This is a genomic window from Streptomyces sp. NPDC043952 (genome assembly GCF_056435325.1).
Map to the genome: position 1 here is coordinate 33,381 of NZ_JBWKES010000016.1, position 24,768 is coordinate 58,148.

At 72.9% G+C, this 24,768-nt stretch carries 23 protein-coding genes; 13 read left to right on the plus strand and 10 right to left on the minus strand.

Annotation, left to right across the window (positions count from 1 at the left end; genetic code table 11):
- Positions 1–49: 49 nt before the first annotated feature.
- The 4 genes from AC069R_RS19575 to AC069R_RS19590 form a co-directional block, all read right to left on the minus strand.
- A complete protein-coding gene (locus AC069R_RS19575) occupies positions 50–697 on the minus strand; it encodes a TetR/AcrR family transcriptional regulator (RefSeq protein ID WP_478768104.1) in 648 nt (215 codons plus the stop codon).
- Positions 694–1,458 carry an SRPBCC family protein gene (locus AC069R_RS19580; protein WP_478768105.1) on the minus strand — a complete coding sequence of 255 codons (765 nt, stop codon included), beginning with the start codon at positions 1,456–1,458 and terminating at the stop codon, positions 694–696. The genes AC069R_RS19575 and AC069R_RS19580 overlap by 4 nt, the downstream gene beginning before the upstream one ends.
- 163 nt (positions 1,459–1,621) lie before the next feature.
- Positions 1,622–1,942, minus strand: coding sequence for an MTH1187 family thiamine-binding protein (locus tag AC069R_RS19585; RefSeq protein ID WP_478768106.1), 321 nt, complete (start codon positions 1,940–1,942; stop codon positions 1,622–1,624).
- Positions 1,939–2,289, minus strand: coding sequence for a DUF3817 domain-containing protein (locus AC069R_RS19590; protein ID WP_478768107.1), 351 nt, complete (start codon positions 2,287–2,289; stop codon positions 1,939–1,941). The genes AC069R_RS19585 and AC069R_RS19590 overlap by 4 nt, the downstream gene beginning before the upstream one ends.
- Positions 2,290–2,480: 191 nt before the next feature.
- Between AC069R_RS19590 and AC069R_RS19595 the strand changes: the two genes are divergently transcribed.
- From AC069R_RS19595 to AC069R_RS19610, 4 genes are all read left to right on the plus strand, one after another.
- Positions 2,481–3,113, plus strand: a complete 633-nt coding sequence (locus AC069R_RS19595; RefSeq protein ID WP_478768198.1) for an AIM24 family protein — start codon at positions 2,481–2,483, stop codon at positions 3,111–3,113.
- A gap of 1 nt (position 3,114) precedes the next feature.
- Positions 3,115–3,765: an AIM24 family protein gene (locus tag AC069R_RS19600; RefSeq protein ID WP_478768108.1), complete on the plus strand. Its 651-nt coding sequence runs from the start codon at positions 3,115–3,117 to the stop codon at positions 3,763–3,765.
- A 59-nt stretch (positions 3,766–3,824) separates the two neighbouring features.
- Positions 3,825–4,586, plus strand: a complete 762-nt coding sequence (locus AC069R_RS19605) for an AIM24 family protein (protein WP_478768199.1) — start codon at positions 3,825–3,827, stop codon at positions 4,584–4,586.
- A gap of 92 nt (positions 4,587–4,678) precedes the next feature.
- On the plus strand, positions 4,679–5,155 hold the full coding sequence (locus AC069R_RS19610) for a MarR family winged helix-turn-helix transcriptional regulator (protein WP_046424311.1): 477 nt from the start codon (positions 4,679–4,681) through the stop codon (positions 5,153–5,155).
- 48 nt (positions 5,156–5,203) lie between these two features.
- Here the strand turns inward: AC069R_RS19610 and AC069R_RS19615 are convergent, their stop codons facing one another.
- The 3 genes from AC069R_RS19615 to AC069R_RS19625 all read right to left on the minus strand — a co-directional run bounded on the left by AC069R_RS19615 (position 5,204) and on the right by AC069R_RS19625 (position 8,910).
- Positions 5,204–6,403, minus strand: a complete 1,200-nt coding sequence (locus tag AC069R_RS19615) for an MFS transporter (RefSeq protein ID WP_478768109.1) — start codon at positions 6,401–6,403, stop codon at positions 5,204–5,206.
- A 312-nt stretch (positions 6,404–6,715) separates the two neighbouring features.
- Positions 6,716–7,672: a methylmalonyl Co-A mutase-associated GTPase MeaB gene (gene meaB / locus AC069R_RS19620; protein ID WP_478768110.1), complete on the minus strand. Its 957-nt coding sequence runs from the start codon at positions 7,670–7,672 to the stop codon at positions 6,716–6,718.
- Positions 7,673–7,710: 38 nt separating this feature from the next.
- The gene (locus AC069R_RS19625) at positions 7,711–8,910 is read right to left on the minus strand and encodes an acetyl-CoA C-acetyltransferase (protein WP_478768111.1); all 1,200 of its coding nucleotides are present in this window, start codon (positions 8,908–8,910) and stop codon (positions 7,711–7,713) included.
- Positions 8,911–9,058: 148 nt separating this feature from the next.
- On the opposite strand from AC069R_RS19625, the gene mce reads away from it, so the two are divergent.
- The 7 genes from mce to AC069R_RS19660 all read left to right on the plus strand — a co-directional run bounded on the left by mce (position 9,059) and on the right by AC069R_RS19660 (position 19,000).
- Positions 9,059–9,499, plus strand: a complete 441-nt coding sequence (gene mce / locus AC069R_RS19630; protein ID WP_397983982.1) for a methylmalonyl-CoA epimerase — start codon at positions 9,059–9,061, stop codon at positions 9,497–9,499.
- A 208-nt stretch (positions 9,500–9,707) separates the two neighbouring features.
- Positions 9,708–13,688, plus strand: a complete 3,981-nt coding sequence (gene scy / locus AC069R_RS19635; protein ID WP_478768112.1) for a polarized growth protein Scy — start codon at positions 9,708–9,710, stop codon at positions 13,686–13,688.
- 183 nt (positions 13,689–13,871) lie between these two features.
- The gene (locus tag AC069R_RS19640; protein ID WP_397983984.1) at positions 13,872–14,807 is read left to right on the plus strand and encodes a coiled-coil domain-containing protein; all 936 of its coding nucleotides are present in this window, start codon (positions 13,872–13,874) and stop codon (positions 14,805–14,807) included.
- A gap of 153 nt (positions 14,808–14,960) precedes the next feature.
- A complete protein-coding gene (locus tag AC069R_RS19645) occupies positions 14,961–15,914 on the plus strand; it encodes an ATP-binding cassette domain-containing protein (protein WP_478768113.1) in 954 nt (317 codons plus the stop codon).
- Positions 15,911–16,705 (plus strand): ABC-2 transporter permease, encoded by a 795-nt coding sequence (locus tag AC069R_RS19650; RefSeq protein ID WP_478768114.1) that lies wholly within the window; start codon positions 15,911–15,913, stop codon positions 16,703–16,705. Before AC069R_RS19645 ends, AC069R_RS19650 begins: the two co-directional genes overlap by 4 nt.
- Before the next feature lie 130 nt (positions 16,706–16,835).
- Positions 16,836–18,122: an ABC transporter ATP-binding protein gene (locus AC069R_RS19655; protein ID WP_478768115.1), complete on the plus strand. Its 1,287-nt coding sequence runs from the start codon at positions 16,836–16,838 to the stop codon at positions 18,120–18,122.
- Complete coding sequence (locus AC069R_RS19660) at positions 18,119–19,000, plus strand: ABC transporter permease (RefSeq protein ID WP_478768116.1); 882 nt, start codon at positions 18,119–18,121, stop codon at positions 18,998–19,000. Before AC069R_RS19655 ends, AC069R_RS19660 begins: the two co-directional genes overlap by 4 nt.
- Positions 19,001–19,010: 10 nt before the next feature.
- On the opposite strand, the gene AC069R_RS19665 is transcribed toward AC069R_RS19660, so the two are convergent.
- On the minus strand, positions 19,011–19,343 hold the full coding sequence (locus tag AC069R_RS19665; protein ID WP_478768117.1) for an ATP/GTP-binding protein: 333 nt from the start codon (positions 19,341–19,343) through the stop codon (positions 19,011–19,013).
- Positions 19,344–19,563: 220 nt separating this feature from the next.
- On the opposite strand from AC069R_RS19665, the gene AC069R_RS19670 reads away from it, so the two are divergent.
- Complete coding sequence (locus AC069R_RS19670; protein ID WP_397983990.1) at positions 19,564–20,592, plus strand: LLM class flavin-dependent oxidoreductase; 1,029 nt, start codon at positions 19,564–19,566, stop codon at positions 20,590–20,592.
- 160 nt (positions 20,593–20,752) lie between these two features.
- Here the strand turns inward: AC069R_RS19670 and AC069R_RS19675 are convergent, their stop codons facing one another.
- Positions 20,753–21,145, minus strand: a complete 393-nt coding sequence (locus AC069R_RS19675; RefSeq protein ID WP_478768118.1) for an SCO5389 family protein — start codon at positions 21,143–21,145, stop codon at positions 20,753–20,755.
- Positions 21,146–21,433: 288 nt separating this feature from the next.
- Between AC069R_RS19675 and nucS the strand changes: the two genes are divergently transcribed.
- A complete protein-coding gene (nucS, locus tag AC069R_RS19680) occupies positions 21,434–22,105 on the plus strand; it encodes an endonuclease NucS (protein WP_397983992.1) in 672 nt (223 codons plus the stop codon).
- 122 nt (positions 22,106–22,227) lie between these two features.
- Here the strand turns inward: nucS and AC069R_RS19685 are convergent, their stop codons facing one another.
- On the minus strand, positions 22,228–24,687 hold the full coding sequence (locus tag AC069R_RS19685) for an ATP-binding protein (protein ID WP_478768119.1): 2,460 nt from the start codon (positions 24,685–24,687) through the stop codon (positions 22,228–22,230).
- Between the last annotated feature and the right edge of the window lie 81 nt (positions 24,688–24,768).

Here is a 24,768-nt window from a genome sequence, read left to right on the forward strand (position 1 = left end):
CCGCGTCCAGGGACCGCTTCTTCCCGGCGCCACGCGTGCCCTCCCCTCCTCACCGCCCGGCCCGCCGCAGGCGGTGCCGTACGGCCCGCTGTGCCACCGGCCCCAGCTCCTCTAACGCCGCCACCAGCGCGGCCAGCTGGTCCAGCGCTCCCAGCGCCGCCTCCGCCCCCTCCGCGTCGACCCCCTCGTACAGCTCGATCCCCACGAACGACGCGGCCACCGCCCGCGCGAACCCCGCGGGGTCGACGAACTCGGCGACCGGGGTCCCGGCGAGCAGCCGGGCGAGCACCTGTTCGATCTCGGCGATCCACAGCCGCAGCCCCGCCGCCGTCGCCGGCCCGAGTGCCGCGTGCGTGGGGGCGCCGGCGAGCAGCTGGCCGAGCAGGGCGACATGGCCGCCGTCCCGCTCGTGCTCATGGATCTCCCGCCCGAGGGCGAGCAGTTCGGACAGCGAGGTGACGGCGGCGAGCCGCGTCCGGTAGCGGCCGACCGCCTGCTCCGCGCCGTACCGGCAGGCCGCCGCGAGCAGCTCGTCCACCGTGCCGAAGTGGTAGAAGACCAGCGCCTGGTTGACGCCGGCTGCGGCGGCCACCGTACGGGCGGAGGTCTTGGCGATGCCCTGCTCGGTGAGCGTGCGCAGGGCGCCTTCCAGCAGCTTGGTCTTGGTCTCCCGTGCCTTCGCCGTCTCGGGGCTCACGCGGGCGCCTCCACGCGCTTCTGGAGGGCCCGCAGCAGCCGCGGTGCCCGGATGCGGGTGGCGGGCGCGCGCAGACAGCGGCGGGCGGCCGGGGTGCACGCGAGCGGCGCCTTGAACAGGGCGAGGCAGACCGCGCCGAGCAGCAGCACCGGGCACAGGTAGGCCATGGCGGCGGCGAAGGGCCCGAACAGGCGCAGCAGCCGCTCCATGCGCAGTCCGCCGAGGCACGCGGCGAGCAGCAGGGCGCGTACGGCGATCTCGGCGAGCCAGTTGCCCAGGGCGCGCTCGGGGGTGATGCCGCGTTCCAGCCAGAGCCGGAGCCGGTCGAAGGACCAGGCGGTGGCCCAGTCGAGCAGCGGGCGGACGAGCAGTCGGTCGGCGGCGGCGCCGAGGGCTCCACCGCGGGGGCGGTAGTCGTAGCCGGTGAGGAAGCGCACGCCCTGTGCGTCGGGGACGTAGCGCCAGTAGCCGCTGCCCTCGGCGATCAGGCCGAGGGGGTGGGTGGAGGAGAAGCAGAGGGCGGAGGTGCGGGTGCCGTCGGGGCGTTCCTTCTCGCCGGCCGAGACGCCGGTGCCGGAGAGGGTGAGGAAGGGGGGCAGGCGCGCGGTGAAGCGGAAGGGGCGCGGCTCGCCGGGGGCGCTCGGGAGGTGGTGCAGCTCGGTGACGAGCAGGTACCAGCGCCGGTGCAGGCCGGGGTCCTGGGTGTGCGCCCACAGTCGGTCGAGGTCGGCGCGTATGTGTGTCTCCGTATAGAGACCCATGGTGTTCCCCCACGTCAGGCCGCTGATTGAGCGACCGCTCAAAGGATCTTCGAGGAGAAGGTACTTCCCTTTGAGCGGTCGCTCAAAACCGCGGCCCGCGCGGCGGCGTCCGGCCCGTCCGCCGGGGGCGGTGTCCGGCCCGTCCGCCGGGGGTGGTGGCCGGCTAGTCCGCCAGGGTGGTGGCCGGCTGGTCCGCCAGGTGGCGTTCGACCGTCTCCACCTTGGAGGTGAGGCCGTCGGTGACGCCGGGCCGGATGTCGGCCTTGAGGACGAGGGAGACGCGCGGGGCGCGCCGCTCCACGGCGGCGACGGCGCGCCGGACGACGTCCATGACCTCCTCCCAGCTCTCGCCCTCGATGGAGGTGAACATGGCGTCGGTGCGGTTCGGCAGGCCGGACTCGCGGACCACGCGGACGGCGTCGGCGACGTACTCCCCGACGTCCTCGCCGACCCCGAGGGGCGTCACGGAGAAGGCGACGATCATGCGTTCACGACCCCTTCCTTGCGGGCGCGGGCGGCGATCACGGCGTCCTCGGCCTCGCGGCGCAGCGCGCGCTCGATGATGAAGCCGCCGAAGGGGATGACCGAGTAGGCGATGTAGAGGCCGGCCTTGCCCTTGTTCCACTTGGCGCGGTTCCAGGCGTCCGCCCAGAAGAGGACGTAGAGGATGAACAGCACGCCGTGGATCGGGCCCATCACGGGGGCGACGTTCACGCCGGAGTCGACCGTGTACTTGATGATCGTGCAGGCCGCCAGGACGATCCAGGAGATGCCCTCCGGCACGGAGATCAGGCGCAGGCGGCGGATGGCGGAGGCTGTCTTGAGGTCCACGGGTCACCTTCGGTGGGAGTGTCGCTGAGGGGCGCTGGGGCGCGTCCGCTGTCGTGATCGGCTTTGTGAAGGCACGCACAAGCGTGCCGCCATTGTGGCAAACCGTGCCCCTAGGGGTCCGCTCAGGGTGTGGCTCCACCCGCGGGTGCTGTTCGGTCCACCCGCGGCGGCGCTACGTTCGCAGCGTGGCGATGTTCCGATTGCAAGGCAGCAAGGTGCTCGCCGTCGAGATGACCGGCGACGCCGTGAAGGCGAAGAACGGCTCGATGGTCGCGTACGACGGGCAGATGTCCTTCAAGAAACTCAGTGGGGGCGGGGACGGGCTGCGCGGGATGGTGACCCGCCGGCTCACCGGTGAGCAGATGGCGGTGATGGAGGTGAAGGGGCACGGCACCTGCTGGTTCGCCGACCGGGCGACCGAGATCAACCTGGTGCGGCTGCGGGGCGAGAAGCTGTACGTCGAGTCGGGCAACCTGCTGGTGACCGAGGCGGCGCTGCGTACGGGCACCACGTTCACCGGGCTGCGCGGCGCCTCCCAGGGCAACGGCCTGTTCACCACGACGGTGGAGGGACACGGCCAGGCGGCGATCATGTCCGACGGCCCGGCGGTGGTGCTCCGGGTCAGCCCCCAGTACCCGCTGACCGTCGATCCGGGGGCCTATGTCGCCCATCAGGGCAATGTGCGGCAGTCCTTCCAGTCCGGTGTGACGTTCCGCACCTTTCTCGGGGAGGGCGGCGGCGAGGCCTTCCAGATCCGCTTCGAGGGGGACGGCCTGGTGTACGTGCAGCCGAGCGAGCGGAACACGATCGCGGGGGATCTGTGAGATGACCTTCCGCGAGATCAACTCCAAGATGGTCGAGGCGACGGTGCTCCCCGGCCGGCGGCTGTTCAGCCAGCGCGGGGCGATGCTCGCCTACAAGGGCGAGGTGTCCTTCACGCCCAGCATCCAGGGCGGCCAGGGCGGCGTGATGTCCATGCTGGGGCGCCGGGTGACCGGCGAGGCGACCCCGCTGATGACGGTGGAGGGCAGCGGCACGGTGTTCTTCGGGCACGGCGGCCATCACGTCCACGTCATCCACCTCACCGGCGACACCCTGTACGTGGAGGCCGACCGCCTGCTCGCCTTCGAGGGCACCCTGCGCCAGGGCACCATGTTCATGGGCTCGCAGGGCGGGGTGATGGGCCTGGTGCGCGGCCAGGTCACCGGCCAGGGGCTGTTCACCACCACCCTCCAGGGCCAGGGCGCGGTCGCCGTGATGGCACACGGCGGCGTCTTCGAGCTGCCGATCACCCCCGACCGCCCGGTCCATGTGGACCCGCAGGCGTACGTCGCCCACCACGGCGACGTGCGCAACAGACTCTCCACCGCCCTCGGCTGGCGGGAGATGGTGGGCCGCGGCTCCGGCGAGGCGTTCCAGCTGGAGCTGAGCGGCAGCGGCACGGTGTACGTCCAGGCCTCGGAGGAAAAGCTGTGAGCGCGTACTCGGGCACCTACGGCACCGCCGGTCCCGGCGGCCCGGTGGTGTACGACCCGATGACCCTGCCCGCCGACGACAACGTGAACAGTTACACGTTCTGCGTCGAGCTCAAGGACGGACAGTGGTTCCTCCAGAAGGGGAAGATGATCGCCTACTACGGGGCGATCGAGTTCAATGGCATCGGACACGGCCGGCTCGACCATCTCGTGCGCACCTCGTTCCATTCGCCACTGCACGCGAGCGACTGGGTCGTGGCGCACGGCTCGGGCAAGATGCTCCTCGCCGACCGGGCCTTCGACGTCAACTCGTACGACCTGGACGACGGGAACTTGACCATTCGCGCGGGCAATCTGCTCGCTTTTCAGCCAACTCTCGCGCTCAAACAATCGATCGTGCCGGGTTTTCTGACCCTCATCGGAACCGGACGATTCGTGGCCGCGTCCAACGGACCGGTGGTGTTCATGGAGCCTCCCCTGCGGGTAGATCCTCAGGCGCTCGTCGGCTGGGCCGACTGCCCCTCCCCGTGCCATCACTACGACCATGGGTACCTGACCGGTGTACTGGGCGGACTCCGTGCGATGACCGGCCTGGGCGGGGTTTCCGGCGAGGAGCACCAGTTCGAGTTCGTCGGCGCGGGGACGGTGCTGCTCCAGTCGTCGGAGGCACTGATGGCCGAGGTCGACACGGGGGTCGTCCCGTCCGATCCGGGGACGCCCGGCGACGGCGCACCGGGGCGGGCCGGACACGGTCCGCAACCACCCGGTGCACCGCGCCTTCCCGGACAGCTGGGAGACCTCCAGCGTCGCTTCGGGCTGTGAGCGGTAGTCTGCGGAGTGTGACGTCGAACGCGTGCGCACAGTCACACCACCCGAAGTAGTTCGTCATTCAACTTCTTAGGTAGACTTCATTCATGGAGACCGAGACGGCCACGCGCTGGCTGACCGATGCGGAGCAGTGCGCTTGGCGCACCCACCTGGAGGTCAACAGGCTGTTGACGTACCAGCTGGAGAAGGATCTTCAGCCGTTCGGCCTGACGATGAACGATTACGAGATCCTCGTGAACCTGTCCGAGTCGGAGGACGTACGGATGCGGATGAGCGACCTCGCCTCCGCGACGCTCCAGTCCAAGAGCCGGCTCTCGCACCAGATCACCCGGATGGAGAACGCGGACCTCGTGCGCCGCGAGAACTGCGAATCGGATCGCCGGGGGCTGTACGCGGTGCTCACGGAGCACGGCATGGAGACGATGAAGAAGGTGGCGCCGCACCATGTGTCCTCGGTACGGCGGCACTTCATCGACCTGCTCTCGCCGGAGGCCCTGGTGGAACTGGACAAGGCCCTGAAGCCGATCGCGGAACACCTGCGGGGACAGCGGGGACGGCCCTAGACAGGCGCCGGTTCCCCGCGCACCTTGGGGGCGCGGGGAACCACGCGGTCAGCCGCGACGCGACCGCGCGAGGCCACCGGCCCCTGCCGCGACGGCGGACGCCGCAGCCGTGCCGCCGGCCACCAGGAAGCAGACGGCCAGCGGCATCCGGCCGATCAGCAGCCCTGTCGCCAGCGCTCCGGCCGAACTTCCCGCGTTCACCCCCATGTTGACCCACGCCCCGGCCTGGGTCCGGGACTCGGCGGTCACCGACTCGTCGGCCGCGAGGTACGCCGTCGTCAGGGTCGGTGCGATGAGGGCCCCGGCGAGGGCCAGCGCGGCGGTGAGCACCCACAGGCCGGGGGCCAGACCGGCCACCGCGACGATCAGGCCCAGCCCCGCCGAGAAGCGGAGCAGCCGCGTGCGGGCCGGTATCAGCCACCGTACCGCCCCGTTCGCGAGGCCCCCCAGCACGCTGCCCGCCGACATCGCGCCCAGCACCCACGGCACGAGACCGGTGTCGTACGCGTGCGCGGAGGCGTACGCCATGGTCAGCAGGTCCACCCCGCTGAGGGTCAGCCCGGCGCCGAGGGTGACGACGACGGGGGCGAGCAGACCGGGGGCGCCCCGGAGCCGGGCGGGACGGGCGGCGGGCCGGGGGTCCGGCAGCACCGGGGACATGACGAAGAACCCGGTGCCGCCCACGATCAGCGCCGCGCTGAGCAGGAGACCGGCGGCCGGCGGGGCGAACCCGGTCAGGGCGCCGACCAGGACGGGCCCGGAGACGTAGAGCAGTTCCTCGGCGACGCCGTCGAGGCTGTAGGCGCGCTGCAACAGGAGCCGGTCGGGCGCGAGTTCGGCCCACAGCGAGCGCATCGTCGGCCCGAGCGGCGGCGTACACGCGCCGGCGAGCGCCGCGACCGTCGCGAGCAGGGCCACCGGCGCACCGGGACGCCAGGTCAGGGCGGCGAGCAGGGCCAGCAGGGCGCCGTACACGAGCGCCATGGGGGCGAGGGCCCGGCGGGGGCCGTGCCGGTCGATCAGGGCGCCGCGTACCGGCATCAGGAAGACCGACGCGGCACCGAACAGGGACATCAGCGTCCCGGAGACGGCGTAGGAGCCGGTGGCGCGGGTGACGGACAGCATCACCGCGAGGGAGACGGTGCCGTAGGAGAGGCGGGCGGTCAGGGCGGCCGTGAAGGCGCGGCGGGCGCCCGGCAGGCGCAGCACGGCGGCGTACGAAGGCCGCGCGGGAGCATGCGTGGACATGCGGAAGTTCCTCTGGTGGAGGCGGAAAAGGGCACGCGAAGGCACGCGGCGCCGGAATCGTCACGGCGTCGCGCGCGGGGCGTGCTCTATGCCAGCAGCAGGAACATGAAACCCAACTTAGCCGCCCGATACGGCCGTTGACCAGCCCCGGCCCCCCGGACCCGGCTTCGGCACCAACTCCGGCCTACGGAACTCGGCTTCGTCACCGGCTCCGGCCGGTACCCAGCCCCGGCCCCGAGTCCAGTACCAGCCCCGACACCATCGCTGGCACCGGCACCCGCACCCGCGCCGGTCCCGTCTCGTCCCGTGGGCTCAGCCCTGCGTGATCCCCGCCACCAGTTCGTCCGCCGCCCGGTACGGGTCGAGTTCGCCCGCGACGATCCGCTCCGCGAGGGCGCCCAGGCGCCGGTCGCCGTGCAGGTCCCCGATGCGCTCGCGCAGCGCCGTGACCGCGATGGACTCCACCTCGCGGGCCGCGCGGGCGCGCCGGCGTTCGGTGAGCACCCCGTGCTCCTCCATCCAGGCGCGGTGCTTCTCCAGCGCCTCGACCACCTCGTCCACGCCCTCGGCGCGGGAGGCGACCGTCTTCACGATGGGCGGCCGCCAGTCGCCGGGTTTGCGGGCCTCGCCGAGGCCCAGCATGTGGTTCAGCTCGCGGGCGGTGGCGTCGGCGCCGTCCCGGTCCGCCTTGTTGACGACGTAGACGTCGCCGATCTCCAGGATGCCCGCCTTGGCGGCCTGGATGCCGTCGCCCATGCCCGGCGCCAGCAGCACCACGCTGGTGTCCGCCTGGGCGGCGATCTCCACCTCGGACTGGCCCACGCCCACCGTCTCGACCAGGACCACGTCGCAGCCGGCCGCGTCCAGGACGCGGATCGCCTGCGGGGCGGACCAGGCGAGGCCGCCGAGGTGGCCGCGGGTGGCCATGGAGCGGATGTAGACGCCGGGGTCGGAGGCGTGCTCCGACATGCGCACGCGATCGCCCAGCAGGGCGCCGCCGGAGAAGGGCGAGGACGGGTCGACGGCCAGCACGCCGACCCGCCTGCCCTGCTTGCGGTAGGCCGCGACGAGCGCGGAGGTGGAGGTCGACTTGCCGACGCCCGGCGAGCCGGTCAGGCCCACCACATAGGCGTTGCCGGTCAGCGGGGCCAGCGCCGCCATGACCTCCCTGAGCTGCGGGGACGCCCCCTCCACCAGGGAGATCAGCCGGGCCACGGCCCGCGGCCTGCCGTCCCTGGCCTGGGCCACCAGAGAGGAGACGTCCTGCATCGCACAGCTCCGTTCACTTCACCGACCGACGGAAGGGCTCAGGCCTTCGGTACCCGCACGATCAGCGCGTCACCCTGGCCGCCGCCACCGCACAGCGCGGCCGCGCCGAGGCCGCCGCCCCGGCGCTTGAGCTCCAGCGCCAAGTGGAGCACGAGGCGGGCGCCGGACATGCCGATCGGGTGGCCGAGCGCGATCGCGCCGCCGTTGACGTTCACCTTTTCCGTGGACACACCGAGGTCCTTCATTGACTGCACGGCGACGGCGGCGAAGGCCTCGTTGATCTCGATCAGGTCGAGGTCGGCGACCTCCTTGCCCTCCTTGCCGAGGGCGTGGCGGATGGCGTTGGACGGCTGGGAGTGCAGCGAGTTGTCCGGGCCCGCCACATTGCCGTGCGCGCCGATCTCGGCGAGCCACTGAAGGCCCAGCTCCTCCGCCTTGGCCTTGCTCATCACGACCACGGCGGCGGCGCCGTCGGAGATCTGCGAGGAGGTGCCGGCGGTGATGGTGCCGTCCTTGGTGAAGGACGGGCGCAGCTTGCCCAGGCTCTCCACGGTGGTGTCGGCGCGGATGCCCTCGTCCTTGCTGAACAGGATCGGGTCGCCCTTGCGCTGCGGGATCTCCACGGGGGTGATCTCCGCCTCGAACACGCCGTTCTTCTGCGCGGCGGCGGCCCGCTGGTGGGACAGGGCGCCGATCTCGTCCTGCTCGGCGCGGCCGATGCCGAGCCGGCCGTTGTGGTGCTCGGTGGACTCGCCCATGGCGATGTTCTCGAAGGAGTCGGTCAGGCCGTCGTACGCCATCGAGTCGAGCATCTCGATGGCGCCGTACTTGTAGCCCTCGCGGGACTTGGGCAGCAGGTGCGGGGCGTTGGTCATGGACTCCATGCCGCCCGCCACGACGATGTCGAACTCGCCGGCGCGGATCAGCTGGTCGGCCAGGGCGATCGCGTCGAGCCCGGACAGGCACACCTTGTTGACGGTGAGGGCCGGGACGCTCATCGGGATGCCGCCCTTGACGGCGGCCTGGCGGGCCGGGATCTGGCCGGCGCCGGCCTGGAGCACCTGGCCCATGATCACGTACTGCACCTGGTCGCCGCCGATGCCCGCGCGGTCCAGGGCGGCCTTGATCGCGAAGCCGCCCAGGTCGGCCGCGGAGAAGGACTTCAGGGAGCCCAGCAGCCGCCCCATGGGCGTACGGGCGCCCGCGACGATCACCGAGCTGTTCGTTCCAGAAGACATGAGGTGCGATCCCCTTCCAGCTCCGCAGAGCCGAGGAGTGAACGAGGGTTTACTCGAATGTACTGAGCGTCACTCAGTGCCGTCATCGTCCTGTCGGTGTGATCGCGCGCACGTTGCGTAACCACCGCCGTGGCGCTGCACTGAATCCATGCTGACGCGAATCGACCACATCGGGATCGCCTGCCACGACCTCGACGCCACCGTCGAGTTCTACCGTGCCACCTACGGCTTCGAGGTGTTCCACACCGAGGTCAACGAGGAACAGGGCGTGCGCGAGGCCATGCTCAAGATCAACGAGACCTCGGACGGCGGCGCCTCCTACCTCCAGCTCCTGGAGCCGACCCGCGAGGACTCCGCGGTCGGCAAGTGGCTGGCAAAGAACGGCGAGGGCGTGCATCACATCGCCTTCGGCACGGCGGACGTCGACGCCGACTCCGCGGACATCCGCGGCAAGGGCGTACGGGTGCTCTACGACGAGCCGCGACGCGGTTCCATGGGGTCCCGGATCACCTTCCTGCACCCCAAGGACTGCCATGGCGTCCTCACAGAACTGGTGACTTCGGCGCCTGTTGAGTCTCCCGAGCACTGACCGCCGTACATAAGGGCCGGTAGGGTTGGGGGCGGTCGTCCCGTTGAACCGGGGCGGCCGCATGCCGGGGTCCGGGTTTCGGGGGACGTGCGTCGGGGCAGCAGGCCGTGCTCCGCCGTTGATCTGACACCATTTCCCCGGGGGCCCCGTTCGGCGGTTGGACGTGGCTCGTTGGAGAAGCTGACCAGGGGACGGATGGGACCGCGCAGTGCGGGGCTACGAGAGCCAGGAGCGAGAGCCGGCGGCTGACGTCGACCACCTCTCTCGGTTCGAGGCCGATATGAAGCGGCTGAGGACCGAGCGGGAGAAGGCGATCCAGCACGCCGAGGACCTCGGCTACCAGGTCGAGGTGCTGCGCGCCAAGCTGCACGAGGCGCGCCGCACCCTGATGACCCGTCCCGCCTTCGACGGCGGCGACATCGGCTACCAGGCCGAACAGTTGCTCCGCAATGCCCAGATGCAGGCGGAGCAGCTGCGGCAGGACGCCGAGCGCGAGCTGAGCCAGGTGCGCGCGCAGACCCAGCGGATCCTCCAGGAGCACGCCGAGCAGGCCGCGCGGCTCCAGGCCGAGCTGCACCAGGAGGCGGTGACCCGGCGCCAGCAGCTCGACCAGGAGCTGGCCGAGCGCAGGGCGACCGTCGAGTCGCACGTCAACGAGAACGTGGCGTGGGCGGAGCAGCTGCGCGCCCGCACCGAGCAGCAGGCCCGCCGGCTGCTCGACGAGTCCCGCGCGGAGGCCGAGCAGGCGATGGCCGCGGCCCGTGCGGAGGCCGAACGGCTGACCCGCGAGGCCCGCGAGCGGCTGCGCGGCGAGGCCGAGGAGGCCCGCGCGGAGGCCGAGCAGATCCTGCGCCGGGCCCGCACCGACGCCGAGCGGCTGCTGAACGCGGCGTCCACGCAGGCGCAGGAGGCCACCGAGCACGCCGAGCGGCTGCGCACCACCACGGCCACCGAGTCGGACGCCGCCCGCCGGCAGGCGACCGAGCTGAGCCGGGCCGCCGAGAAGCAGATGGCCGAGGCGGAGGAGGCGCTGCGCAAGGCGCAGTCCGAGGCCGAGAAGCTGGTCGCCGCGGCCGAGGAGGCCGCCGCCAAGAAGCTGGCGAGCGCCGAGGCCGCCAACGAGACGCGCACTCGCACCGCCAAGGAGCAGGTCGCGCGGTTGGTCGAGGAGGCCACCAAGGAGGCCGAGGCCACCCGCTCGGAGGCCGAGCAGCTGGTGGCGGACGCCCGTGCCGAGGCGGAGAAGATCGTCGCCGAGGCCGCGGAGAAGGCCCGCGCGGTCACCGCGGAGGAGACCGCGACCCAGCTGTCCAAGGCGGCCAGGACCGCCGAGGAGGTCCTCAACAAGGCGTCGGAGGACGCCCAGAAGACCACGAAGGCCGCCGCCGAGAAGGCCGAGCGGATCCGCAAGGAGGCCGAGGCCGAGGCGGACCGGCTGCGCGCCGAGGCGCACGACATCGCCGAGCAGCTCAAGGGCGCGGCGAAGGACGACACCGAGGAGTACCGCGCCAAGACGGTCGAGCTCCAGGAGGAGGCCCGCCGGCTGCGCGGCGAGGCCGAGCAGCTGCGCGCCGACGCGGTGGCCGAGGGCGAGTCGATCCGCGCGGAGGCCCGCCGGGAGTCGGTCACCAAGATCGAGGAGGCGGCCAAGTCCGCCGAGGAACTGCTGGCCAAGGCCAAGGCGGACGCCGACGAGCTGCGGCAGAAGGCGACCGCCGACAGCGAGAAGGTCCGCACCGAGGCCATCGAGCGGGCCACGGCGCTGCGCCGGCAGGCCGAGGAGACCCTGGAGCGCGCCCGCGAGGAGGCCGAGCGGCTGCGCACCGAAGCCGCCGAGCGGGCCGAGTCGGTCGAGGCGGAGGCCGAGCGGGCAGCCCGCGAGCTGCGCGAGGAGACCGACAAGGCGGTCGAGGCGCGGCGCGCGGAGGTCGCCGAGGAGCTGACCCGGCTCGGGACCGAGGCGCAGGAGCGGCTCACCGCGGCCGAGCAGGCGCTCACGGACGCCCGCGAGGAGGCCGGGCGGATCCGCAAGGAGGCCGCCGAGGAGACCGAGCGGCTGCGCACCGAGGCCGCCGAGCGGATCCGGACGCTCCAGGAGCAGGCCGAGACCGAGGCGGACCGGCTGCGCACCGAGGCGGCGGCCGACGCGTCCGCCTCCCGCGCCGAGGGCGAGGCCGTCGCCATACGGCTGCGCAGCGAGGCCGCGACCGAGGCGGAGCGGCTGAAGACGGAGGCGCAGGAGAGCGCCGACCGGGTGCGCGCGGAGGCGCAGTCGGCCGCCGAGCGGCTGGCGGCCGAGGCGTCCGAGACGCTGGCCGCCGCGCAGGAGGAGGCCGCCCGGCGCCGCCGCGAGGCCGAGGAACTGCTCGGCGCGGCCCGCGAGGAGGCCGACGAGGAGCGCCGGCGGGCCCGCGAGCAGAGCGAGGAGCTGCTGGCCTCGGCGCGCAAGCGGGTCGAGGACGCGCAGGCCGAGGCGGTCCGGCTGGTCGAGGAGGCCGAGCGGCGGGCCGGCGAGATGGTGTCCGCCGCCGAGCAGCACGCGCAGCAGGTGCGGGACTCCGTGGCCGGGCTGCACGAGCAGGCGCAGGAGGAGATCGCCGGGCTGCGCTCGGCCGCCGAGCACGCGGCGGAGCGTACGCGGGCGGAGGCCGAGGAGGAGGCCGCGCGGCTGCGGGCCGACGCGCACGCCGAGCGGGAGCGGGCGGGCGAGGACGCCGGGCGGCTGCGGCAGGAGGCGCGCGAGGAGTCCGAGGCGGCCAGGGAGCTGGCCGAGCGCACCCTCGCGGAGGCGACGGCGGAGGCCGAGCGGCTGCGGGCGGACGCGGGCGAGTACGCGCAGCGGGTGCGGACCGAGGCGTCCGACGCGCTGGCGGAGGCGGACCAGGCGGCGGCGAGGACGCGTGCGGACGCCCGCGAGGACGCCAACCGCATCCGTTCGGACGCGGCGGCGCAGGCCGACCGGCTCATCACGGAGGCCCGCAAGGAGGCCGAGCTCCTCCAGACCGAGACGGTCGCGGAGGCGGAGCGGCTCCAGGCGGAGACCGCCGCCGAGGCCGAGCGGGTGCGCACGGAGTCGGAGGCTCAGGCCGAACGACTGCGCACGGAATCCCTGGCTCAGGCCGAGCGTGTGCGTTCGGAGTCCGTGGCCGAGGCCGAGCGGGTGCGGGCCGAGGCGCGGGCCGCCGCGGACCAGCTGGTCGGCGAGGCCACCACGGAGGCGGAGCGGCTGCGGGCCGAGGCCGCCGAGACGGTGGGTTCCGCGCAGGCGCACGCCGAGCAGACGCGGGCGGAGGCCGAGCGGGTCAAGGCGGACGCGGCGGCGGAGGCCGAACGGCTCCTCGGTTCGGCGCGCGAGGAGGCCGAGCGGACGCTGGACGAGGCCCGCAAGGAGGCCAACAAGCGGCGTTCGGAGGCGGCCGAGCAGGTCGACAAGCTCATCGGGGAGACCACGGCCGAGGCCGACAAGCTGCTCACCGAGGCGCAGCAGCAGGCGCTGAAGACCACGGCGGACGCCGAGGCGCAGGCCGACACCATGGTGGGCGCGGCCCGCAGCGAGGCCGAGCGGATCGTCGCCGAGTCGACCATCGAGGGCAACTCCCTGGTGGAGAAGGCCCGTACGGACGCGGACGAGCTGCTGGTGGGCGCGCGCCGGGACGCGACCGCGATCCGGGAGCGGGCGGAGGAGCTGCGCGAGCGGGTCACCGCCGAGATCGAGGAGCTGCACACGCGGGCCCGCCGGGAGGCCGCCGAGACGATGAAGTCCGCCGGCGACCGCTGCGACGCGCTCATCAAGGCAGCCGAGGAGCAGCTGGAGAAGGCCCGGACGAAGGCGAAGGAGATCCTCTCGGACGCCGACTCCGAGGCGGGCAAGGTGCGCATCGCGGCCGTCAAGAAGGCGGAGGGCCTGCTGAAGGAGGCCGAGCAGAAGAAGGCGCGGCTGGTCAAGGAGGCCGAGGAGCTGAAGGCGGAGGCCATCCAGGAGGCGCGGCGCTCGGTCGAGGAGGGCAAGCGCGAGCTGGAGGTCCTGGTGCGCAGGCGCAAGGACATCAACGCCGAGATCTCCCGCGTCCAGGATGTGCTGGACGCGCTGGAGTCCTTCGAGGCGCCGGGTGCGGGCAAGGACGGTTCGGTCAAGGCCGGTGCGACGGTCGGCGCCCCCCGTTCGGGTGGCAAGTCGTCAGACGGCTAGCATCCAAGGGGTGTTTCGGTGTCGACTGAGGGCTTTGCCCTGCTCGTTGGCAAGCCCTCTGGCGGTCAGCCACTCAAAAGAGGTGTCATTCTCCAGATCAAACACGTATCCGCTCGATGACACACCGCTTCGGCGCCTAGGATTCCCCCTATCACCTCACCGGTCTCATTTGACAGGAACCCCATGAGCGACACTTCCCCCTACGGCTTCGAGCTTGTGCGGCGTGGGTACGACCGCGCTCAGGTGGACGAACGTATCTCCAACCTCGTCTCCCAACGTGACCAGGCCAACGCCCGTATCACCGCCCTGGAGAAGCGGATCGAGGAGCTGCACCTCGAGACGCAGAACGCCCAGACCCAGGTGAGCGACGCCGAGCCGTCGTACGCCGGTCTCGGCGCGCGGGTCGAGAAGATCCTGCGCCTGGCCGAGGAAGAGGCAAAGGAGCTGCGTGAGGAGGCCCGCCGCGCGGCCGAACAGCACCGCGAGCTGGCCGAGTCGGCCGCCCAGCAGGTGCGCAACGACGCCGAGTCCTACGCCACCGAGCGCAAGGCGAAGGCGGAGGACGAGGGCGCGCGGATCGTCGAGAAGGCCAAGGGCGAGGCCTCTCAGCTGCGGGCCGACGCGCAGAAGGACGCGCAGTCCAAGCGCGAGGAGGCGGACGCCCTCTTCGAGGAGACCCGCGCCAAGGCCGCGCAGGCCGCCGCCGACTTCGAGACGAACCTGGCCAAGCGCCGCGAGCAGTCCGAGCGCGACCTGGCCTCGCGTCAGCAGAAGGCGGAGAAGCGGCTGGCGGAGATCGAGCACCGCGCCGAGCAGCTGCGCCTGGAGGCGGAGAAGCTGCGCACCGACGCCGAGCGCCGCGCCCGCCAGACGGTGGAGACCGCGCAGCGCCAGGCCGAGGACATCGTGGCCGACGCCAACGCCAAGGCGGACCGCATCCGTTCGGAATCCGAGCGGGAGCTGGCGGCCCTCACCAACCGCCGCGACAGCATCAACGCCCAGCTGACGAACGTCCGCGAGATGCTGGCGACGCTGACCGGCGCGGCGGTGGCCGCCGCCGGCACGACCGGTGAGGACGAGCCTGTTTCCCGTGGAGTTCCGGCGCAGCAGACGCGGTAGTCGCCGGTCGCGGGGTGGCCGCGGGCCCGTTGTGGCCGGCCGCGCCCACGCGGCGGAGCCCATACCGGCGATGCCCCGCGCCCCTTACGGGGCACGCGTGTGAGCCCCCTGCCTCAAGTGGCAGGGGGCTTTGTCCCGTTCTAGCGTGGCTCCATGATCGAGCTGGACGGGCTGACCAAGCGGTACGGCGAGAAGGTGGCCGTCGACGGTCTGACCTGTGCGGTGCGGCCCGGCGTCGTCACCGGGTTCCTCGGGCCCAATGGCGCCGGGAAGTCCACGACCATGCGGATGATCCTGGGGCTCGACCATCCGACCGCCGGTGCTGTGCGGATCGACGGCAGGCGGTACGACCAGCTGACGGACCCGCTGACGTACATCGGCGCGCTGCTGGACGCCAAGGCGGTGCACGGCGGGCGCAGCGCCTACCACCATCTGCTGTGCCTCGCGCAGAGCAACGGCATCCCGCGCGCACGGGTGGGCGAGGTGCTGGAGACGGTGGGCCTGATGGCCGTCGCCCGGCAGAAGGCCAAGGGGTTCTCGTACGGCATGTCGCAGCGGCTGGGGATCGCCGCCGCGCTGCTCGGGGACCCGCGGATCCTGATGTTCGACGAGCCGGTGAACGGGCTCGACCCCGAGGGCATCCACTGGATCCGCAATCTGATGACATCGCTGGCCGCGCAGGGCCGGACGGTCTTCGTCTCCTCCCATCTGATGAGCGAGATGGCGCAGACCGCCGACCACCTCATCGTGATCGGGCAGGGCCGGCTGCTCGCGGACACCTCCATGGCGGAGTTCATCCGGCGGCACGCGCGCAGCTATGTGCGCATCCGCTCGCCCCAGCGCGAACGGCTCCTGGACGCGCTGCACGAGGCCGGGATCACCGTGGCCGGGGCGGCGGACGGGGCGCTGGAGGCGGAGGGCGACCAGGCCGAGCGGATCGGGGAGCTGGCCGCGGGCCACGGGATCGTGCTGCACGAGCTGAGCCCCCGGCAGGCGTCCCTGGAGGAGGCGTTCATGCGGCTGACGGCCGGGTCGGTGGAGTACCACGCGCAGTCGGATACCGCCCCGCGGGGCTGGGGCGCCGGCCGGCAGGGGGGTACGGCATGACGAGCGCCGGCCCGGCGGGCGCCCGTGCCGCGCGGATCCTGCGGTCCGAGTGGACGAAGATCCGGTCGGTGTCGTCCACGGGCTGGACCCTCTCGGTCGCCGTCGTGGTCACCATCGGCATCGGCATGCTCATCTCCGCGCTGACCCGCAACGAGTACGACTCGATGCCGGTCCGGGAGCGGCTGGCCTTCGACGCGACCTTCACCAGCTTCGCCGGCATGACCCTCGGCCAGCTCGCCATGATCGTGTTCGGCGTGCTGGTGGTCACCAGCGAGTACAGCACCGGCATGATCCGGGTCTCGCTGGCCGCCGTACCGCGCCGCGGCGCCTTCCTGTCCGGCAAGATCGCGGTGGCGGGCGCGCTCGCCCTGCTCGTCGGGATGGTCACCAGCTTCGCCGCGTTCTTCCTCGGGCAGGCCATGCTCGGCCCCTACCGGGCGGGGCTCGGCGACCCCGGAGTGCTGCGCGCGGTGGTGGGCGGCGGGCTGTACCTCACCCTGATCGCGGTGTTCTCCATGGGCGTGGCCACCATGCTGCGCTCGCCGCTGCTGTCGCTCGGCATCCTGATGCCGTTCTTCTTCCTGATCTCCAACATCCTGGCCGCCGTCGACACCACCAAGAAGGTCGCCCGGTACCTGCCCGACCAGGCCGGCAGCCGGATCATGCAGGCGGTGCCGGGCGCCGACGGCACCCCCTACGGGCCCTGGGGCGGGCTCGGGATCATGGCGCTGTGGGTGATCGCCGCCCTCGCGGGCGGGTACGCGCTGCTCAGGCGCCGGGACGCGCAGTAGAGGCCCCGTTCACGCAGCGTATTACTTCAGCTTTACTTTTCTTTGGGCGGAACCGTCAGCGCCCCGTTATCCTCCTAACCCTTACGGGGGCGGTTCCCGGCTGTCCTGAACCTTCCGATGGGTGCGGAGCATGATCGAGGCTGTAGGCCTGACGAAGCGGTACGGCGACAAGACCGCCGTGTACAACCTTTCCTTCCAGGTGCGACCGGGAGCCGTGACCGGCTTCCTCGGGCCCAACGGCTCGGGCAAGTCCACCACGATGCGGATGATCCTCGGCCTGGACAACCCCACGTCCGGCCAGGTGACCATCGGCGGTCACCCGTACCGCAGGCTGCCCAACGCGCCCCGCCAGGTCGGCGCGCTGCTCGACGCCAAGGCCGTGCACGGCGGCCGCTCCGCCCGCAACCATCTGCTGAGCCTCGCCCAGCTGTCGGGCATCCCGGCCCGCCGCGTGGACGAGGTGCTCGGCGTGGTCGGCCTCCAGGACGTCGCCAAGAAGCGCTCCAAGGGCTTCTCCCTCGGCATGGGCCAGCGCCTCGGCATCGCCGCCGCGCTGCTCGGCGACCCTCAGGTGCTGCTTTTCGACGAGCCGGTCAACGGCCTCGACCCCGAGGGCATCCTCTGGGTGCGCAACCTGATGAAGGCGCTGGCCGCGGAGGGCCGGACGGTCTTCGTCTCCTCCCATCTGATGAGCGAGATGGCGCTGACCGCCGACCACCTCATCGTGATCGGGCGCGGCCAGCTCCTCGCCGACATGAGCGTCAAGGACTTCATCTCCGCCAACTCCGCCGACTTCGCGCGGGTGCGCACCCCCGACACCGAGCCGCAGCTGCGCGAGAAGCTCGGCGCCGCGCTCACCGGCGCGGGCGGCCAGGTGCTGCCGGAGCAGGACGGCGCGCTGCGCGTGATGGGGCTGCCGCTGCCCCGCATCAGCGACCTCGCGCACGAGGCGGGCGTACGGCTGTGGGAGCTGTCCCCGCACCAGGCCTCGCTGGAGGAGGCGTACATGCGGATGACCCAGGGCGCGGTGGACTACCGCTCCACCACCGACCAGAAGGCGGGGCTCCAGCAGCCGCTGCCGCCCGGCGCCGAGCCGCCCATGCCGGTGCCCGGCCAGGGCCAGCCCGGCTGGTACGCCCCGCCGCCGCCCCAGCAGGGCGGGCAGCCCTTCGGGATGCCGGCGGGCGGCCCCGGCGCGCCCGCGGGCCCGTACGGCGGCGCCCCGGCGGGCGCGTACGGCGCTCCCGCGGCCCCCGCGGGCCCGGCGCCCGCCGCCGCCAACCCGTACGCCCAGCCGGCCCCGCAGGCCCCGGCCGCGCAGCTGCAGGCCCCCGCCGCGCCCCCGGCCGCCCCCGCCGCCACTCCTGACGCCTCCTCCCCCGCCGCCGACCCGAACCAGCCCGAGGACGCCCGATGAGCACCCACCAGCCCCCGATGCCGCAGGCCCCCGCCGCGCCCGACCGGCAGGCGGCGCCCGGCGGGCCGTACCCCGGCTACACCTCGCCGATCCCCGTCGTGCCCACCCATCTCGGGCACGCGGTGGCCTCGGAGTGGACGAAGATCAAGTCGGTCCGCTCCACGATCTGGACGCTCAGCGTCTTCGTGTTCCTCGTGGTGGGCATCGGCCTGCTCGTCGGAGCGCTGGTGTCGGCCCACGCGAGCGAGTCCTCGCTGAGCGGCACCAACCCGCTCTCCTTCGGCTTCTTCGGGCTGCTCGTCGGCAACATGTGCCTCATCACGCTCGGCGTGCTGACCACGGCCTCGGAGTACGGCACCGGCATGATCCGTACGACGATGACGGCGTGCCCGAGCCGCGGCCGGGTGCTGGCCGCCAAGGCGATCGTGTTCTTCGCGGTGGCCTTCGTGGTGTCCCTGGTGTCGGTCACCTTCGTGGCGATGGTGCAGTCGTCCATGCTGACCGGCTCCGGCGCGAAGTCGCCCTCCGGCGCGGACTGGTTCAAGGCCACCGTCGGCGTGAGCCTGTACATCGCGCTGCTCGGCCTGCTCGCGCTGCTCGTCGGCTCGATGATCCGGCACTCGGCGGGCGGCATCACCATCATGATCGGCCTGGTGCTCGCCCCGCTGGTGCTGGCGCTGTTCATGGCGACCGAGTCGCTGCACTCGGTGCGCGACTTCCTGTTCGAGTACAGCTTCCCGAGCCAGCTCAGCGTCTTCTACGACAACACGCTCAGCGGCTCCGGCCCCCGCGGCTGGGACCCGCTGTGGATCATGATGGGGCTGACCGCGGCGGCCGGCGCGGGCGCGTACGCGCTGCTGCGCAACCGGGACGTGTGAGCGCGGGCCCTCAGAACTTCGGCGCGTTACGAGACCGCCGCACCCGGCTGGTGCGGCGGTCTCGCGCGTTCCAGCAGGCCTTGTGCCAGTGGCGGCGGTCGTCCACGCCCGCGTACTCCGGCCAGGCCACCACATGCGGCACCGCGGAGGGGATCATCTGGTCGCAGCCGGGGCAGCGGTACGTCTTGCCCTCGGCGCTCGCGCCCGCGACATGGCGCACGCTCCACTCCTCGCCCTGCCAGTCCTCGGTGGACTGGAAGCCGCCGTACCGCCGGCTGGGGTCGTCCTCGGCGCTGCGGCCGGACGAGCCGGCGGCCTTCGGTCGGTTGCGGCGCGGGGACACGGGACACCTCTCGGGGCTCGGCGGCAAGAAAGGGCTGCGCCCAGCGTACGCGCCGCCGGGCGGGGTACGCGAAGGCCGCCAAGCGGCGCAAGTCCCCCTCCACGACAGCCGATTCTGAAGACAATCCGTCAATTACCTCGCCAGGCCGTGTCCTTGGCACGTGTCAGACGGTTATGCCGGTGGGGGAGCTCGGGTCGGAGCCGAGAAGGCGGGAAATGCGATGTACGTAGGAAGCTTTGTGCTGGGCGCCCAGTTCCCGGGCCAGGGCCAGGGGGAGGCCCTGTACCGGGCGGTCCGCTCGGCGGAGGTCGCCGAGGAGGCCGGGCTGGACTCGGTGTGGCTGGCGGAACACCACTTCGTGCCGTACGGCACCTGTCCGTCTGCCGTCACCCTGGCCGCGCTGCTGCTCGGCCGCACCCGCCGGATCCGGGTGGGCACCGCGGTCAGCGTACTGCCCACGGTCCACCCGGTCGCCCTCGGCGAGCAGGCCGCGCTGCTGCACCTGACGAGCGGCGGACGGTTCACCCTCGGGGTGGGCCGCGGCGGCCCCTGGGTTGACCTGGAGGTGTTCGGCAGCGGCCTGGACGCGTACGAAAACGGGTTCCCCGAGTCACTCGATCTGCTGCTGCGCTGGCTGCGCGAGCCCGCGGTGGGCGCCTCCGGGGAGCGGTTCGCGTTCCGCGAGGTGCCCGTCGTACCCCGCCCCTCGGAGGCCCTGACGGACACTCCGGGCCCGGAGGTCGTCGTCGCCTGCACCTCGCCCACGAGCGTACGGCTGGCCGCGGAGCGCGGGCTGCCGATGCTGCTCGGGATGCACGCGGGCGACGAGGAGAAGGCCGAGATGGTCGCCCTGTGGCGGCGCACCGCCCGTGCGGCGGGCCGGGATCCCGAGGAGATCGCGGCGGCGGCGCATGTGGCGGCCGGGGTCTGCCAGCTCGCCGACCGCCGTCAGGACGCGGCGGAGACCCTGCTGAAGGCGATGCCGGGTTGGCTGAAACAGGGGCTCGACGCGCATGTGACGGTCGACGGGCGCAAGCGCGCGATGCGCGACCCGGTCGCCTACACCGAGCTGCTCTGCGGGCTGCACCCGGTGGGCACCCCCCGGCTCGCCGGCGACCGGCTCGCGGCCACCGCCGAGCGCACGGGCATCTCCCGCTTCGCCCTGCTGGTCGAGGGCTCGGGCGATCTGGCGGCGACGGAGGACACCCTGCGGCGCCTGGGCGCCGAGGTGCTGCCGCAGCTGCGCTGACACAAGCCGGCGGATGCGCTGACACAGGTCGGCCAAGGCTGACGAAACGGTACGACTGGCAAGCCACCTGGGGGGCTTGCCGCCCCAGCACCGAGTGCACCTCCCACGGGCGGAGCGGCAAGCAGGCGACGCACCGCCCCGGACGCACCGGGGCAGCGGGTCAGCAGTCCCGAAGCTCCGGCGACTGGTTCAGCAGCTGGGCCCGCACCGAGGTGAAGCGGGTCAGCGTCTCGTCCACCGAGGCGTCCAGCGGGAACACCGCGACCCGGTGGCAGTTCTGGAAGGCCAGCCGCACGCCGAAGTGCCGTTGCAGCGCGCCGCGGATGGCGTCACTCGCGAGGGCGCGCAGCAGCTGGCCACGCGCCTGCTCGTTGGGCGGGGGCGTCTGGTTGTCGGCGAAGGGTCCGCCGTCCACCTTCAGCTGGGCCACCAGGGAGCTGATCATCTCCCATGCGTAGGGCAGGGAGGTCCGGACGCAGTCGACGAAGTCTGCTTCGTCGACCTCGCCTCGCTCGGCCGCGTCGAGTAGGGCCGGTGAGACGTCGAGCGACATGGGTTCTCCTCTCGCACCCCCGACGAGCAGGGGTTGCCGGACGGATAAAGGGAGTTCGGCGCCGGAAAACACGCTGAGTACATGGATCGCGACCTCCCGTCCCTACGGTAGGCAACGGTCGGTGACCACACCACCAGAATGCGTATATGGAACGGTCGGGTTGCACCCACAATCGGCCATGGATGAACAAGAGTTTCCAGGGACAAAGCAGTGACAAGTGGGACGATCCACAGGGAGCGGCTCGGGCGAATCGCGTGCGGCGGCGGGTGTCGAGTAGCGTTGCCGACCATGCGTCTCGTCATTGCCCGGTGCTCGGTCGACTACGCCGGCCGGCTCACCGCCCACCTGCCCTCGGCGCCCCGCCTGATCCTGGTCAAGGCGGACGGCAGCGTCTCCATCCACGCCGATGACCGGGCCTACAAGCCCCTCAACTGGATGTCGCCGCCCTGCACGCTGAAGGAGGGCACGGGCGAGGACGAGGGCGTGTGGACCGTCGTCAACAAGGCGGGCGAGAAACTGATCATCACGATGGAGGAGATCCTCCACGACTCCTCGCACGAGCTGGGTGTGGATCCGGGCCTCATCAAGGACGGCGTGGAAGCGCACCTCCAGGAGCTGCTCGCCGACCGCATCGAGACGCTCGGCGAGGGGTACACGCTCATCCGCCGCGAGTACATGACGGCGATCGGCCCGGTGGACATCCTGTGCCGGGACGGCGAGGGCCGGACGGTCGCGATCGAGATCAAGCGCCGCGGTGAGATCGACGGCGTGGAGCAGCTGACCCGCTACCTCGAACTCCTCAACCGCGACCCCCACCTCGCGCCGGTCCGCGGCATCTTCGCCGCCCAGGAGATCAAGCCCCAGGCCCGCGTCCTCGCCACCGACCGGGGCATCGACTGCCACATCATGGACTACGACGCCCTGCGCGGCATCGAGGACGACAAGCTGCGGCTGTTCTGAGGGACCGGGAGCCTTCCAGGGGGGGCGCTGGTCCCGAGGGCGGCGACTCTCTCCCGCGGCGACGGCTCTCGTACGGCGTTGAACGGCGGTGAACGGCGGTGCCGGGTCGGCACCGCCGTTTGTCACTGCTGGGACGGTGCCGCCGGGTCCGAGTCCGTCGGTGCGGCCGGCTCGGACGCCGACCTGGTGAACGGCGCCAGGTCGCTCGCGGAGCCCGAGGGCGGGCCCGTCGGGGTCGGCGGGGTGGTCGAGCCGGACGGGGAGGTCGAGGGCGCGCTCGGCGTCGGCTTGGTCGGGGTCGGGGACGGCGACTTGGTCCCGGTCCTGGTCGGCGCCGGGGACGTGCCCCCGCTGCCTCCGCTGCTCCCGGTGCCGCCGCCACCGGTGGCCGTGCCCGCGCCCGTCGGGCCCGTCGGGTCCGCCGTGGGGCTCGTCGACGGCCGCACGGGGGCGTTCGTCCCGGCGTACGTGCCCGCCGGCACCGGGGTCGAACGCTGCCCCGTGGCCGGGCCCGAGTCCGTGCCCGTAGCCCCCGCCGGGGCCGGTCCGGTGGCCGGGCCGCCCGCGTCCTGGCTGGTGGAGGGGTTGTCGTCGGCCCGTCCCGCGGGGTTCTTGTCGTCGCCGTCGTGAGAGGTCATCCCGAGCGTCACCACCGTGCCCAGGACCGCCGCGAGCAGCGCGCCGGAACCGGCCGCCACCAGGTTGCGGCGCGCCAGCCGCCGGATGCCGATCCCCTTCGCCGGGGGCGCGGCGACGACCTGCGGCGTGACCAGGGTGTCCGGCACAGCCGACACCGACAGCACGGACGGCAGCGCCGGCAGCGGCTCCGTCGCCGGCTCCCCCACGACGCCCGGTACCGGCACCGGCGCCTGTACCGGCACTCCGGGCAGCTCCCCCGCCCGGTCCGCGACCAGCGCCAGCGCCCGGCGCCCCGCGACCGCGCCCCGCTTGTCGGCGAGCGCGCCGCGCAGCCCGATCGACGCCTCCAGCTCCGCGCGGGCCCGGTCCAGTCGTCCCCCGCACAGCGCGAGGACTCCCAACTCGTGGTGGAAATAGGCTTGTTCGGGCACCTCGCCGGAGTGCAGCGCGGCCTGCGCCCCGAGCCGCAGGGCCCGTTCCCAGGCGCTCCACCGCAGCGCGGCGGCGAACGCGGGCGCGGCGGTGCGCGCGAGCCGTACCGCCCGCCCTTCGTCGTCCTCGGCCGGTGGCACCACGGCCGCCAGCGCCGCGAGCACCGCGTCGGCCTCCGCGCCGACCCGCTCGGGGGTGACGGAGGGGTGCCCGGCCCACCAGGCGTAGTGCTCGGCGGCGGTGCGCGCCCGCTCCGGCGCGTCGTCGCCGTACCCCGCGGCCTCCAGCTGGGCGCGCACGCCCGCCGCGAGCCGGTAGCGCGAGCCCGCCGGGGAGACCAGCCCGCAGCTCGCCAACTCGCCGAGCGCCGCGTCGGCATGGGTGTCGCCGACCAGCGCGGGCAGGTGCGCCTGGTGCGGGACCTCGCCCCCGAGGGCGACCGCGAAGCGCAGCGTGGCGCGGGCGGAGGCGCTGAGCCGGGAGGCGAGCAGCGGCGCGGGGGCGGCCGCCTCGCCGAGCGAGGGCAGCGGTCCGCCGTCCTCGCCGGAGAACTCCCGCACCGTGTGCACCACGGGCCGTACGTCCTCGAAGACGCCGTACTCGTCCACCGCCCCGGTCTCGGCCCGCAGTTGGTCCCGCTGCCGCAGCAACGCGCCCGCCTGGACGAAGCGCAGCGGCAGCCCCTCGGACTCGAACCACAGGTCGCCCGCCCAGTTGGCCTCCTCCTCGGTGAGCACCCGCCCGACCGTGCGCTCCAGGATGTCCACCCCGCCGGCCCGGTCGAGCCCGCCGAGGAAGACCTCCTCGACATCGGCATCGGCGGACGGCGCGGGCACCTCCGGGGTGGCGGAGACCAGGAAGGCGCACTCGGGCGTCGCGTCCAGCAGCTCGTCCAGCTCGGCGCCGCCGAACCCGATGTCGTCCACCACCACGACCGCCCCGATCTCCGCGAGCGGCGCCCGCAGTTCGCGGCGCTCGGGGCGGTGTCCGGGGGCGTCGTAGACGGTGTGGAAGAGGTCGTACAGCAGGTCCTCGGCGGTGCGGTGGACGCCGCACAGGCGCACCACGCCGTCGGGCGCGAGGTCGGCGCAGTCGTCGGCGACCAGGTCGAGCAGGGCGGTACGGCCGGACCCGCCGGGGCCCGTGAGCCGTACGGTACGGCCGCGCGCGAGCAGCCGTACCAGCCGCTCCCGCACCTCCTGACGCTCCAGCAGGGGCAGCGGGTGCGGGGCGGCTCCCGGCGGCACCGGGGGCCGGGCCGCGCGCTCGGCACCGGCCCGCTCGGCGGCGCTTCGCTTGCGGGGGCTGCCCGGCCGGTCGGCCGGCGGGCAGGGCTCGATCTCGCTGCCGTCCACGGGGTTGACGGTCAGCAGCAGATCGCCGGAGACGAGGTGCGCGGTGCGGGCGGGCGCGGGTGTGCTCGGGCCGAAGTCGGCGGTGAGGGGGTCCCGGTGCGGGCGCCGGGCGCCCGTGTGTCCGTACTCCTCAGGCCCAGGGCTGATCGGGTCCATGGGTTCAAGCCCCCCATAAGCGTCGTGTGCTCGTGTTACGGCCCTCCCGGCCTGCCGCACGCCGCTCACTCGCTCCGGTCC